This is a genomic window from Ruminococcus flavefaciens, from assembly GCF_900143025.1.
In the GTDB taxonomy this organism is placed as follows: domain Bacteria; phylum Bacillota; class Clostridia; order Oscillospirales; family Ruminococcaceae; genus Ruminococcus; species Ruminococcus flavefaciens_I.
This window is the reverse complement of the sequence record NZ_FRCT01000009.1, coordinates 127,273-140,349: the sequence shown is the minus strand read 5'-3', so window position 1 is coordinate 140,349 and position 13,077 is coordinate 127,273. Positions and strand designations below refer to the sequence as shown.

The window sequence follows — 13,077 nt, the reverse complement described above, 5'->3', positions numbered from 1 at the left end:
CGATTTTGACTGCCGACAGGAGCAGTATCATAAAACCAATGACGTAGCGCGAACGAAATCTGACGTGTCTGCCAATTTCACCACACCCGCATATTAAACATATCAAAGCTCGTCCATATTTCCCGAATTATTGGAACGTTTTTTTATTTCCTCATAATTCTGCTGATATGGATCCTTGATGTTCCACTGAACGCGGTCAAGCTCCTGATCTCTGAATCTTGTATTAAAGTAAGGGAAGCCGTCCTGCTGAGTCAGCCAATTATATTTTCTGTTAACGATGATCGACAGAACAGAAAGAATGATAACGATAGGAGTAAATAAAGCAGCAAATCTTGAGCAAAACAGATCAATTATTGCAAGAGCTGATGCTGCAATAGAAAAAATATCCTTCTTTTGGTATACTCCGATAAATCCCGTAGCTAAGATACCGGCATTAAGAAATATAAGCTTGACATAAACAAGGTCAAACATAGCAAGTATCATGAAATACGCAGAAGTAAAAATAGACAGACCATATACAAGAATATAAAAAACAGACGCAATGTTATAGAAGCGTTTACATCTTTTAAGCATCATTCTGTTATGACTGCATTCCTGTTCATAATTCATGATATGCCTCCGAAAAAAAGAAAACATTTTTCAACAGACAATTAATATTATAACCTGTAAAATGTTTTTTGTCAAGTAAAAAATATAATCTACATAAAAGAGGAGTGCGTTTTGCACTCCTCTTAAAAAATACATAATTATTATTTCTTGGGAGCTGACTGCTGAAGAGCCTGCTGAGCAGCTTGCTGTGCAGCCTGCTGAGCTGCCTGTAAAGGTGTCTGCGGAGACTGAGGCTTTGCCGGCTGCTGAGGAGCCTGTGCAGGAGCAGGAGCTTCCTTTTTCTCGGCATTCGGAGCAGGTTTTTCCTCTTCCTTTTTAGCGGGCTGTTCTTTATTTTCAGCAGGTGAGGCATCACTCTTCTCAGTATTCTGAGGCTTTGGAGGCTCTGGCTGCTTGGGAGCTTCCTGCTGTTTGGGCTGCTCCGGAGCCTTAGCAGATTCAGTCTGTTTAGCGGGAGCAGACTGCTTCTTGTCATTTTTAGCCTTATCGTCCTTTGAGGACTGCTTTTCAGCCTCTTCTTTTTCGGTACGGTCGCCCTTTGACTCTATATAAAGGTCATCATCAGCGATACTGCCGACAAATCTAAGCTGTTTAACAGGTATTCTCTTCAATGGAGAATAGATGAATGCTTTGCATGAATAGTTCTGTTCAACGAGACCCCTTTTTTCACAGAGGACTCTGTTTCCGTCCTTTGTTCTTTTACCGTACATACAATAATCGCATTTAGGGTCGATCTTTTTATCGAAATATTTAGCTCCACCCTGGAAAAATGAGAATAAACCCATTAATAATCACCTCAAAAATAAATCTATAAAATAGTATATCACAAATAAAATAATTTGTCCAGTGATTTTTGAAAAATTATATATTTTTTTGAAATAATACTGTTTTGATTGTTTGAAATGCACAAACATCGAGGGATATCTGCCAATATGATATTAATATCTGCAACAAAAAGCACTGAAGCAGCATATTCAGCTGTTTAGTATATACTAACAAATATACATTGACAATATTGTAACAATGTGTTAGAATGTAAACAGCGGAGGGCAGGATTTATTCTGTTCTTGGCTATAAAAAAATTATTGTTTTCGGGCATCAGGGTGAAAACTCTGTTATCGGATAGCAGTTGAGCGATGAAATTATAATGAGCTAATGCTGTCCGTCCGTAAGTGGGCGGATTTTTTATTGACTGCTTTTCAGCCTGCAAAGGAGGAGAGAATGGAAAACAAACGTATAGCAGTAGCGGCAATTGTGATAGACGAGCAGACGGCAGCTGTGGAGGTAAATAACGTGCTCCACGATTACAGTGATATCATTATAGGACGCATGGGCATACCGTATAAGGAGCGCGGCATATCGCTGATATCTGTTGCACTTGATGCAGAGCCCGATGTTATAAGCAGTCTCACAGGCAGGCTCGGACAGATACAGGGCGTATCGGTAAAGGCTGCGATATCGAAGAAATGACAGGAGAACCATATGAGAAGAAGCGACCGCGAAATAACAGATATGAAGCTGATAGAAAGCTTTATTTCATCGGAAAAGATAATGCGAATAGGCTTCATTGATAACGGAGAGGTCTATATCGTGCCTGTAAATTACGGATATTCCGCTGATAACGGAAAATACACCTTTTATTTCCACGGAGCTGTGGCAGGCAGAAAGTATGAACTTGCTTTGTGTTCGCCGCCTGTCGGTTTTGAGATAGACGGCAGATATGAACTCATAGGCGCTGACAAGGCTTGCGGTCATTCCGCAAAATACATGAGCGTTATCGGTACAGGAAAGCTTTCACTGATAGAAGGTACGGATGAAAAGAAGGCTGCCCTTGAATACGTAATGAAGCAGGCGGCAGGCAGAACGGGACTTGAGTATGACGATGAAGTGCTCTCACGTACTGCTGTATTTAAACTCGAAGTAAAAACAATGTCATGTAAGGCAAAATAATAAAGGAGAAAGATTAATATGTATGATGTAAAATCATTAAAGGCTGAGGAATTCATAAACGATGAGGAAATAAAGGCTACTCTTGAATATGCTGAGCAGAACAAGCACAACCGTGAGCTTATCGAGCAGATACTTGAAAAGGCAAAGCCAAGAAAGACAGGCAGGGGAGTAGAATGTGCAGGACTTTCACACCGTGAGGCAAGTGTGCTTCTTGCCTGTGATATCCCTGAGATGACAGAAAAAATGTATGACCTTGCCCGCGAGATAAAGGAAGCTTTCTACGGTAACAGAATAGTTATGTTCGCCCCCCTTTATCTCTCAAATTACTGCGTAAACCAGTGCGTATACTGTCCTTATCATATGCAGAACAAGGAGATACCACGTAAAAAGCTTACACAAGAGGAAGTTCGTCAGGAAGTTATCGCACTTCAGGACATGGGACACAAGAGACTTGCTATCGAGTCGGGAGAAGATCCTGTAAACAATCCTATCGAGTATATCCTCGAATGTATTGACACTATCTACTCAATAAAGCACAAGAACGGTGCTATCCGCCGTGTAAACGTAAATATCGCAGCTACAACTGTTGAGAACTACCGCAAGCTCAAGGAAGCAGGCATCGGAACTTATATCCTGTTCCAGGAGACATACCACAAGGAGAGCTACGAAAGACTCCACCCGGCAGGACCAAAGCACAATTATGCTTACCACACAGAAGCTATGGACAGAGCTATGGACGGCGGCATAGATGATGTAGGACTTGGCGTTCTTTTCGGACTTGATATGTATAAGTACGAGTTTGCAGGACTTCTCATGCACGCCGAGCACCTTGAAGCTGTTCACGGTGTAGGACCTCATACTATCAGCGTTCCACGTATAAGAAGAGCGTCTGATATCGACCCGAGCGTATTTGACAACGGTATTGATGACGATATATTTGCAAAGCTTGTAGCTTGTATCCGTATCGCTGTTCCTTACACAGGCATGATAATCTCCACTCGTGAGAGCGAAGCCTGTCGTGCGAAGGTTCTTGAGCTTGGCGTATCACAGATATCGGGCGGTTCAAGAACATCTGTAGGCGGCTATGCAGGATATACTGCCGAGGAAAGACCTCACGATACAGAGCAGTTCGACGTATCAGACCAGCGTTCACTTGACGAGGTGGTAAAATGGCTCATGGATCAGGGACATATCCCGTCATTCTGTACAGCCTGCTACCGTGAGGGACGTACAGGCGACCGCTTTATGGCACTTTGCAAGGTAGGACAGATACAGAACTGCTGTCACCCGAATGCACTTATGACACTTCAGGAATACCTCAGCGACTATGCTTCACCTGAGACAAAGAAGGTGGGCGAAGCTCTTATCGCAAAGGAAATACTGAATGTTCCAGACGAGAAGCGCAGACAGCGAGCTATGGATTATCTCGATGAGATAAAGAATGGCGGAAAGCGCGATTTCAGATTTTAATGATACAGAGCCCTGCTTTGAAGCAGGGCTTTTCATTTGACAAAGCTTAGATACTGTGATACAATAGAAAAGAATTTTGAATATATAAAGGAGGAATAGATCATGTTGAATACTTTAATGCTTATTGCAGCAAATGTTCCGCAAACGGGAGACAATTTCCCGAGAGGCGTTATTTTTGTTATAATCATCGCAGCTGCTATCCTTGCAGTTGGCACAGCTGTTTTTGCCAAGAAAAAAGGAGGTAATGACGATGAAGAAGATGATGATGAATAAGAAGCTTGCGGCAGCAGCAATGGCTATAGCTGTATTATTGGGCGCAGCTCCTATGACTGCCAATGCAAAGGAAATTACTGAAAACGATGTTGTTTATGATGCAGATGATGAAAGCGGTCTTGCAAGCGTTATCAGCTATAACGGTAATGAGTCGAAAGTAGTTATTCCTGCAAGTGTAGGAGGATACAGGGTATGTCATATTGGAGAAGGGGCTTTTAATAAAAATCAGGATATTCAATATGTGGTTTTGCCTGCGACGATTAAAACTATAGGACGTTCTGCATTTAGCAATTGTAAAAATCTGATAAGCATAAATTTTCCGTCATCACTTGAATCTATAGGTTCATACGCCTTTACCACGAACCATTCTCTTAAAACAATAAAGCTCAATAGGGGGCTTACTAAGATCAATGAATGTTCATTTCAGCTTTGTATCGCTGCCGAGACTCTTACTATCCCGCCTCTTGTAAAAACTATCCCCGATCATGCACTGCATGGTATGCACGAGCTAAAGACGCTCCGTTTTTGCAATGGAGTAAATAAGATCGAAGAGACCGCTGCGCTTAATGGCTATAAGGTATCGAGAATTATTATACCGCCTTCTGTAAAGGAGATACAGGAGCACGCACTCGGGTATCGATATTATTCCCCTGATTATGCCCTTTGCTCAAAGGTTGAGATATACGGAAAAAGCGGAAGCGAAGCCGAGAGATATGCAAAGGAAAACTACATTCCTTTTGTTGAATTTGATTTCGCATACGGTGATGTCAATAAAGACGGCTTTGTTGATGCAATAGATGCGTCTGCGATCCTTTCGGAGTATGTCAGAAGATCGACTAAGGGCGGAACGGATTACTCAAAGGCTGATGAAGTGAGAGCAGATGTCAACGATGATATGTCGGTTAACGCGATAGATGCTTCACTTGTACTGTCTTATTATTCATACGCTTCAAGCGGCGGACAGGGAACACCCGAGGAATACTTTTTTCTTTCCTGATACAATATAATGTATAAATAATATTGTACGAGGTGACGGTATGCTTCTGAGCTTTGAAGAGCTTTGCAGAAAGGAAGTCATAGATATCGCAACAGGAGAAAGGCTCGGTTTTATCGACGATATAAAGGTCGATATAGAGAGCGGGAACGTTGAATCCCTTGTAATATACGGCTGTGTAAGACTTTTTGGACTTTTCGGCAGGGAAAACGATACGGTGATTTCCTGTAAGGATATAAAGGTCGTAGGAGAAGATGTAGTGCTTGTTCAGCGTGATAATTCAGCAGAACGGGCACAATCAACAAAATATCAGAAAAACAGTTTTTTAAGTTTGTTGAAATAGCGGCTGCAAAAAGTCTTGCATAATTTGACAGAAAATGATATAATATTAAGGCAATTCGCACGCCTGTATTTTCAGTAGTTGGTGCGCAGATATCTGCGTTGCTGCTGAGCCAAGTCGGGCGGAGGATTAAATAATAACCAATTTTAAGGAGGACTACACCATGGGAGTAGTATCAATGAAGCAGCTTCTTGAGGCTGGCGTACATTTTGGTCACCAGACAAGAAGATGGAACCCGAAAATGGCACCATACATTTTCACAGAAAGAAACGGAATTTACATCATCGACCTTCAGAAGACTGTAAAGAAGCTTGAAGAAGCTTATATGTTCGTTCGTGACATTGCAGCACAGGGCGGCGAAGTACTTTTCGTAGGTACAAAGAAGCAGGCTGGAGACTCTGTTAAGGAAGAGGCTACAAGAGCTGGCGCACACTATGTAAACGCAAGATGGCTCGGCGGTATGCTCACAAACTTCAAGACAATCCAGACAAGAATAAAGAGACTTGAGCAGCTCCACACAATGGAAGAAGACGGCACATTCGCACTTCTCCCTAAGAAGGAAGTTGTAAAGCTCAACCTCGAGATCGAAAAGCTCGAGAAGTTCCTCGGCGGAATCAAGACAATGAAGAAGCTTCCAGCAGCACTCTTCATCGTTGACCCACGCAAGGAAAAGATCGCTGTAGCAGAAGCTAAGAAGCTCAATATCCCGATCGTTGCTATCGTAGATACAAACTGCGATCCTGATGAAGTTGATTACGTTATCCCAGGTAACGATGACGCTATCAGAGCTGTAAAGCTTATCGCTGGTTCTATCGCTAACGCTGTTATCGAAGGCAGACAGGGCGATGACGCTGTAGCTGCTGTTGAGGCAGAAGAGGAAACAGCTGAGGCTGCTGAGGCAGACGCTGAATAATAGTTGATAATTCGTAATTCGGAATTAGGAATTAGGAATTGTGGAGTCTGCCGCGGGCAGACACATCTGAATATTTTATTCTGATTTTATTGCTGTCAGGCGATACTATAATTCCGCATTCCGAATTCCACATTCCGAATTTTTATTTAAAAATAATAGGAGGTAATTACAATGGGTAAGGTATCCGTTGCTGAAATCAAAGAACTGATGAAGTCCACAGGCGTTGGTATGATGGACTGTAAGAAGGCTCTCGAAGAGAACGATGGCGATATGGACAAGGCTATCGAGTTCCTCAGAGAAAAAGGTCTCGCTACACAGGCTAAGAAGAGCGGCAGAGCTGCTGCTGAGGGCGTAGTTACAGCTGTAGTAAAGGGCGAAGTTGGTGTTCTTCTCGAAGTAAACACAGAGACAGACTTTGCTGCCAATACAGATGATATCAGAAACTTTGTTGCTAACGTAGCAAATACAATCATTGAAAAGAACCCTGCTGATGTTGAAGCTCTCAAGGCTATGCAGATCAGCGGCGGCAGCAATACAGTAGGCGAAGTTCTTACAGAACTCGCAGGCATGAAGATCAGAGAGAACATCGTTATCCGTCGTTTCGTAAGACTCGAGGGCAAGCTTGCTTCTTATATCCACAATGGCGGAAGCATCGGCGTTCTCGTAAAGATGGACACAGATCTTGCTGCTGATCAGGTTGCTGTTATCGGTAAGGACGTTGCTATGCAGTCCGCAGCTCTTAACGCTGCATATCTCTGCCGTGAGCAGGTTCCTGCTGAGGTACTTGAGAAGGAGAAGGAGATCATGCTCGCACAGATGGCTGAGGATCCTAAGATGGCATCAAAGCCTGAGCAGGTTCGCGTAAAGATCGTTGAGGGTAAGGTAGGCAAGTACTACAGCGAGAACTGCCTCCTTGAGCAGGCATTTGTTAAGGACGACAAGCTCACTGTTCAGGGCTATGTTGACGCAGAGGCTAAGAAGCTCGGCGGCTCTATCAAGGTAGTTGACGTTATTCGTTACGAGCGCGGCGAGGGTGTTGAGAAGAAGGAAGACAACCTTGCTGACGAAGTAGCTAAGATGATCAAGTAATCAGACGTACAGATTATATGCGGCAGTCCCTTTATGGCTGCCGCTTTTTTATTAAAGGGTGATTATGATGAAAAAGAGTATTGTTTATAAGATATTGGCTGTTGTTTTGGGTATCGCTATTGTTGTTGTGGGAATGAAGGACGTGAAAATGTACCTCAGCGGTAAGGTCCTCAATCTGAATACGGCAACAAAAGACGATTTCAAAAAGGAATGTATCGTCGAAGGTGATATTAACTATGTAGTAGGCAACTTTGCTATCTACGAAGAAAAGGACAAGACCCTCGGCATTACTACAAGCAAGCGCAAAACAAAGTATTACCTGGTTGAAAATCTCTCAATGGACGAGCTGAAACGAATTATGGAAAGTGATGCTGAGGATTATACATATCCGGACAATTATTTTGCTTATGTAGTTTCGGCAAGCAGTGATGAGATGAAGGACGCACTTGATGCTAATATTCAAGGCTGGATGGACTACTACGATAATAAAACTGACAAAATGCCTGAGCCTGTACACTTTGAGGGAAAACTCTGGCGTGAGCCCGCTGAAAGTAAATATAAGAACTATAAACAGCAGGCACTGGATAAATGGGGCTTTGATGATAATGATGAGATTGCCGAGCTCAAGGCAATGGATAACAGACCGGGAAAATCATCTATCCTTGTAATTGTTCTCGGAGCTTTGCTTGCTCTCGGCGGACTTGCTTTCATTATCGTACCGCTTGTTTTAGGCAGAACAAAGAAAACAGATGTCGAATATTATTGACGTGAAATGTACTGTTTTGCGCCGAACTGATGCTTTTAAGTGGGCGGAGAATATATAAAAAATATAATTGTACAATTTTTCCACATGAATGCGCTTGTGTTATTGTCAGATTTAACAATAATACAGGCGCATTTTCGTATGCTTTTCCCTTGCAGACATTAGGAAAATATGTTATAATAGTTTTAATTGGATAATGTTCAAGAATAATGAGGTAAGGATATATGAATAGTAATATCAGTAAACTTGCAGGCTCTGTAGGAAGAGTTATCGTCGGTAAAAAGGAGACAGTAATAAAGCTTATAGCTGCACTTCTTTGCGAAGGTCATGTACTTCTTGAAGATGTACCTGGTGTGGGAAAGACCCAGCTCATAACAGCTCTTTCACGTTCTATAGGCGGTAAATTCAACCGTATCCAGCTTACTCCCGACGTAATGCCTTCCGATATAGCAGGCTTTACTATGCTTGATTCCACAAGAGGGGAATTTGTATACCGCGACGGTGCGGTAATGTGTAATTTTCTCCTTGCTGATGAGATAAACCGTGCTTCGCCGAAGGTACAGTCCGCGCTTCTTGAAGCTATGGAGGAGCGTCAGATAAGTCTTGACGGCGTTACACACAGGCTTCCTCGCCCGTTTCTTGTAATGGCTACTCAGAATCCTGTTGAGACCTATGGTACTTTCCACCTTCCGGAGGCTCAGATGGACAGATTTTTCATGAAGCTGTCTATGGGATATCCTTCAATGGAGGAGGAATTTGAGATACTCGGAAGGACTGAAAACCATAATCCGATCGCAAATATAACCGAGCCTATAATGACTGTAGATGATATTGCGGCTATGCAGGAGGCTGTAAAGCGTGTAAGAGTACACGACAGCGTCAAGCAGTACATAATCAATATCGTTTCTTCCACACGACAGGACAGAAATACCGTTCTCGGCATCAGTCCCCGTGGAAGCATCGCGCTTTTCAAGGCTGCAAAGGCTTATGCATATATCTTTGAACGCGATTACGTAACTCCCGATGATGTAAAGAATACAGCTGTATCCGTGCTTGCTCACAGAATAATACTTTCGCCACAGGGCAAGACCACCTTCGGTACAGGTGAGGCTTATATCGAAAATGTCATAAGGAACTGTCCTGTTCCTTCAATGAGCTGATGTTTAAGCATATAAAAAGCGTCGTAAGCGTTATCGCTGTAGCTTTTCTTGTATATATCTTCACATTTTATATCGACGGCGAAATGGGTGTTATCCTGCTTGCTTTTGTACTTTTCGCTCCGCTTGCCTCTCTTTTCTTTGCACTTTATGCTCAGAAGAGAGTCAAGGTCACATTTGACTGTGATGCATATGTACAGAAGGGCAGCTATCTCGATGTAGAGGTCACTGTCAGAAAAACAGGCGCATTTCCGCTTGCTATCCTTGAGATATGTCCATATGCCAGCGAGGTATTCGTGCAGAATGTGAAAAAACGCAGGCTTACGATGTTCAATGAAGAAAAGACAACGTTTACCTTCAGACTTGATGCCGCTATCGGCGGAAACGGTGAGGTAGGCATATATGCAGTATATTCCTGCGGTTTTCTCGGATTTATGAGATTTCCAATGAAGGCTAAGCTACCGGCAGCCGCATCTGTGGGTGTTATCCCTCAGCTGCCCGATATCAAGGCTTCTTCACAGCTATTCCGTTCTATCGCAGATACTGTGCTCACAAGTGATGAGGAAGAGGAAAACGATACAAGTATGCTTTTCTCTGCCAATACTTCTCCCGGATATGAGCACCGCGAATATGAGCACGGCGATCCGCTGAAGCGTATAAACTGGAAGCTTTCCTCAAAGAAGGCAAAGCTTATGGTAAGGCTTGACGAGGCAGTTGCTTCGGTACAGCCTGTTATCGTGCTTGATCTGTTCCGCAGAAGCAGTGTTTCGGCGGAAAATGCGGTAAGGGGAGAGGAACAACTCATACGTGCTGTTTTCGGACTTCTCTTTTTGCTTGTAAAGCAAGGTATTGCGTGTAATTTCGTTTACCGTGATGCTTCTGGAAAATCTGTTATGGAAAGTGTGGATAATCCCGATTATCCAAATCAGCTTCTGCTGAAGATACTTTCTATAAGGGTCATACCCGACAAAAGAGTTGATCTTTCTGAGGTTGGTTCATCTGTATGTGCCTGCGTTATAGCGACTACAGATGCAGGTGCAGGTTTTGCGGCTGTGAACGATCAGCTTGAAAATAAAGATAATGTAAGTATAATAGGTCTGTCCGTAGCGTCTGCGAATTCCACCTCGCTGCCGCTGTGGTATCTGGACGAGGAAAACAACTTTAGACTGGTATAAATATGAATGAAATCAAAAAGACAAATTTCAGTCTTAGAACATTTCTGCTGAAAACTCTTCTCGATCCCGTTCTGTGGTATACGGTGCTTATAATGTCGGCACTGATGTTCCATTACCGTGATCGTGTAAAAGATGATACAGACGGATATTTCTTTTCTGCCTGCTGGGGAATAGCTACATACATCATAGGCTGGCTGATGTTCAGAGTATTTGATTATATGCAGAAGCATCATATTATCGGCTTTGGCATATATGCTGCATTAGTGGCGGTTTTCGGCTTCGGAATACGGGTATCCATTAATAATGGTATAGAAAACTATCCTATCTCATGGATGCTGTGGTTCCTTACACCTCAGGATTCTGTAGAGTACAACAAGTGGTACACCATAGGATTTTTCCTGCTGTTTTTATTATTTATGGCTTCGGTAATATATTATTTCACTCATGTGAGATACAGGATATTTATGAATTTCCTGATTTTTATAATACCGTTTGCTATATACGGTAAGGAATATGAAAAGATGCCGACGCTGTTCATTATTTTTCTTGCTGTGGGATATATACTCCTTATGGTGTATTACCGACAGCTGAAGGACGATGAAACAACGGAATTTGTCCACAGAAAGCGCTCATGGAAGGTAATTGCTGCATATGCTATGGCATTTGCTTCTATAGCAGCTATTTTCCCAAAGCCTAAGGTCAATGCGGACAGAACATATATCGAAACTCTCATCAATGCCGAGCAGCTGACCGATAAACTTGTTGATATTCTTAACGTATTCAGAGATACCTCATCGGGTCAGCAGTTCAGATCAAATCAGAACTGGGCTGTATATGATGCCGTATCAGACGGTCCTCTGCGTATAAAGACAAAGACTTTTTCATCATATGATTATGAAAAAGATGAGTGGAAGGCTAAGGAATCAGATAATTATTTCTATGACAGAACCGAGGCATATTCCGCACCTATGAATATCAGCCCTGTAATGGGAATGGCTGATGTATTTCTTGAAGCAGCAAGGCTTGACAGCGGTTATGCCGAGGAGTTCGGACTGACTGAGTATGCAGAAAAAGGACTTGATACTCCTGAGATAAAGCACGTTAAGTTCTACAGCATGAGCGGCGTTGTAGGCTATGCAAGCGGAGCGGAAACAGCTCCTGTTCCTCAGTTTGCCATAAAAATGACTGACTGCTCACGTAAAGGACTTATGTTCAGGTATCACAGCGGTGTTATCAGTGCCGCAAAGGAGGTAGACGAAAAAATAAGAATGGACACTTTCGCCACTACCGAGCGTTTTGAGTTCGATTACAGTGATGATTCCTTCTTTGACAGTCCGACGAACCGCAGTTTTATCGAGCAGATTAATAAGGCTGATTATGATAAGCTTCTTGAAAGGACCGAAGAAGTCTTAAATGCTAATTATAAAGATGGTCTTGCTGAAAGTGACGAGAATTTCAATGCGATATGCGATTATTTCTTCGAGCAGAATTATCTTTATAATAATGTTGAAAGCTTCTTCCTTGATTACGGCAATAATGCCCGTATAAAGGAGCTGGCTGACAAGATAACCGCAGGCTGCGAAACAGAGTATGAAAAGGCTTTGAAGCTTGAACAATACTTCTATAATAATGATTACAAGTACGATCTCGGCTACAGAAAGAAGAAAGGCGAGAATGCCGAGAACTTCATTTTTGATACAAAAACAGGCGTATGCTATGAATACGCAACATCTATGGTGCTTCTTGCAAGAGCTGCGGGAATACCCGCAAGGTACTGCGAGGGCTATAATATGACCAAAAAGAGCAATGAGCTTACCTTCAAGGACGCAAATTATTATGTTACATCACAGGACGCACACGGTTTCCCCGAGCTCTATATCAAGGGCTATGGCTGGATAAGCTTTGAGCCTACCATAACAGATGAAGTTATCGAGACCAAAAAAGGCTCAGCAACAGAGATGCTTTCAAAGGCAGGTCTGGTGATACTTCTCATAGGCTTGCTGGCAGTTCTGTTCCTGTTCGTGTATCCGTGGCTGTCACATAAGATATTCGTTCTCAGAAGCAAAAAGCGTTCGCCAAAGGAGCTTGTCATGGCTGTAATGCACAGGATATGCAAGGTCTACGATATCGAAAACGTCAACACCTCTCATGAGGTCTGCGGTCTCGTACATGAGGCATCAGGCGCGGATATCGAAGAGACCGCAAGGCTTTTCGACAGGACTGTTTACGGCGAAAAGCCCATAGGTGAATACGAAAAACAGAGAGCTCTGGAGGAATACATAAGGGCATATGAAGCTTTCAGAGAATCAAGGAAAAGAAAGGGCATAACAAACCGATAGTCTGA

14 protein-coding genes are annotated in these 13,077 nt (G+C 42.8%); 12 read left to right on the top strand and 2 right to left on the bottom strand.

Translation table 11 applies throughout. The features are described 5' to 3' along the window. Positions 1–102: 102 nt before the first annotated feature. Positions 103–609: a hypothetical protein gene (locus tag BUB28_RS10835; protein WP_072951373.1), complete on the bottom strand. Its 507-nt coding sequence runs from the start codon at positions 607–609 to the stop codon at positions 103–105. A gap of 140 nt (positions 610–749) precedes the next feature. Next, positions 750–1,394 carry a hypothetical protein gene (locus tag BUB28_RS17425; protein ID WP_242939984.1) on the bottom strand — a complete coding sequence of 215 codons (645 nt, stop codon included), beginning with the start codon at positions 1,392–1,394 and terminating at the stop codon, positions 750–752. 436 nt (positions 1,395–1,830) lie between these two features. On the opposite strand from BUB28_RS17425, the gene BUB28_RS10825 reads away from it, so the two are divergent. The 12 genes from BUB28_RS10825 (at position 1,831) to BUB28_RS10775 (ending at position 13,072) form a co-directional block, all read left to right on the top strand. Further along, positions 1,831–2,079: a TM1266 family iron-only hydrogenase system putative regulator gene (locus BUB28_RS10825; protein ID WP_072951371.1), complete on the top strand. Its 249-nt coding sequence runs from the start codon at positions 1,831–1,833 to the stop codon at positions 2,077–2,079. Between the two features lie 12 nt (positions 2,080–2,091). Further along, positions 2,092–2,559 carry a pyridoxamine 5'-phosphate oxidase family protein gene (locus tag BUB28_RS10820; RefSeq protein WP_072951369.1) on the top strand — a complete coding sequence of 156 codons (468 nt, stop codon included), beginning with the start codon at positions 2,092–2,094 and terminating at the stop codon, positions 2,557–2,559. A gap of 18 nt (positions 2,560–2,577) precedes the next feature. Further along, positions 2,578–4,029, top strand: coding sequence for a [FeFe] hydrogenase H-cluster radical SAM maturase HydG (hydG, locus tag BUB28_RS10815; RefSeq protein WP_072951367.1), 1,452 nt, complete (start codon positions 2,578–2,580; stop codon positions 4,027–4,029). Positions 4,030–4,131: 102 nt separating this feature from the next. After that, positions 4,132–4,302 carry a hypothetical protein gene (locus BUB28_RS17075; RefSeq protein ID WP_175547844.1) on the top strand — a complete coding sequence of 57 codons (171 nt, stop codon included), beginning with the start codon at positions 4,132–4,134 and terminating at the stop codon, positions 4,300–4,302. Continuing rightward, positions 4,280–5,299 carry a leucine-rich repeat protein gene (locus BUB28_RS10810; protein ID WP_072951365.1) on the top strand — a complete coding sequence of 340 codons (1,020 nt, stop codon included), beginning with the start codon at positions 4,280–4,282 and terminating at the stop codon, positions 5,297–5,299. Before BUB28_RS17075 ends, BUB28_RS10810 begins: the two co-directional genes overlap by 23 nt. A 40-nt stretch (positions 5,300–5,339) precedes the next feature. Then, complete coding sequence (locus BUB28_RS10805) at positions 5,340–5,639, top strand: YlmC/YmxH family sporulation protein (RefSeq protein ID WP_072951364.1); 300 nt, start codon at positions 5,340–5,342, stop codon at positions 5,637–5,639. 160 nt (positions 5,640–5,799) lie between these two features. Further along, positions 5,800–6,549 carry a 30S ribosomal protein S2 gene (gene rpsB / locus BUB28_RS10800; RefSeq protein ID WP_072951361.1) on the top strand — a complete coding sequence of 250 codons (750 nt, stop codon included), beginning with the start codon at positions 5,800–5,802 and terminating at the stop codon, positions 6,547–6,549. 171 nt (positions 6,550–6,720) lie between these two features. Then, positions 6,721–7,638: a translation elongation factor Ts gene (gene tsf / locus BUB28_RS10795; protein ID WP_072951360.1), complete on the top strand. Its 918-nt coding sequence runs from the start codon at positions 6,721–6,723 to the stop codon at positions 7,636–7,638. Positions 7,639–7,702: 64 nt separating this feature from the next. Beyond that, positions 7,703–8,404, top strand: a complete 702-nt coding sequence (locus BUB28_RS10790) for a DUF6709 family protein (protein ID WP_207647105.1) — start codon at positions 7,703–7,705, stop codon at positions 8,402–8,404. Between the two features lie 221 nt (positions 8,405–8,625). Further along, complete coding sequence (locus BUB28_RS10785) at positions 8,626–9,561, top strand: AAA family ATPase (RefSeq protein WP_072951356.1); 936 nt, start codon at positions 8,626–8,628, stop codon at positions 9,559–9,561. Continuing rightward, complete coding sequence (locus BUB28_RS10780; protein WP_072951355.1) at positions 9,561–10,733, top strand: DUF58 domain-containing protein; 1,173 nt, start codon at positions 9,561–9,563, stop codon at positions 10,731–10,733. Before BUB28_RS10785 ends, BUB28_RS10780 begins: the two co-directional genes overlap by 1 nt. Before the next feature lie 2 nt (positions 10,734–10,735). Continuing rightward, on the top strand, positions 10,736–13,072 hold the full coding sequence (locus tag BUB28_RS10775; protein WP_072951353.1) for a transglutaminase-like domain-containing protein: 2,337 nt from the start codon (positions 10,736–10,738) through the stop codon (positions 13,070–13,072). Positions 13,073–13,077 lie beyond the last annotated feature (5 nt).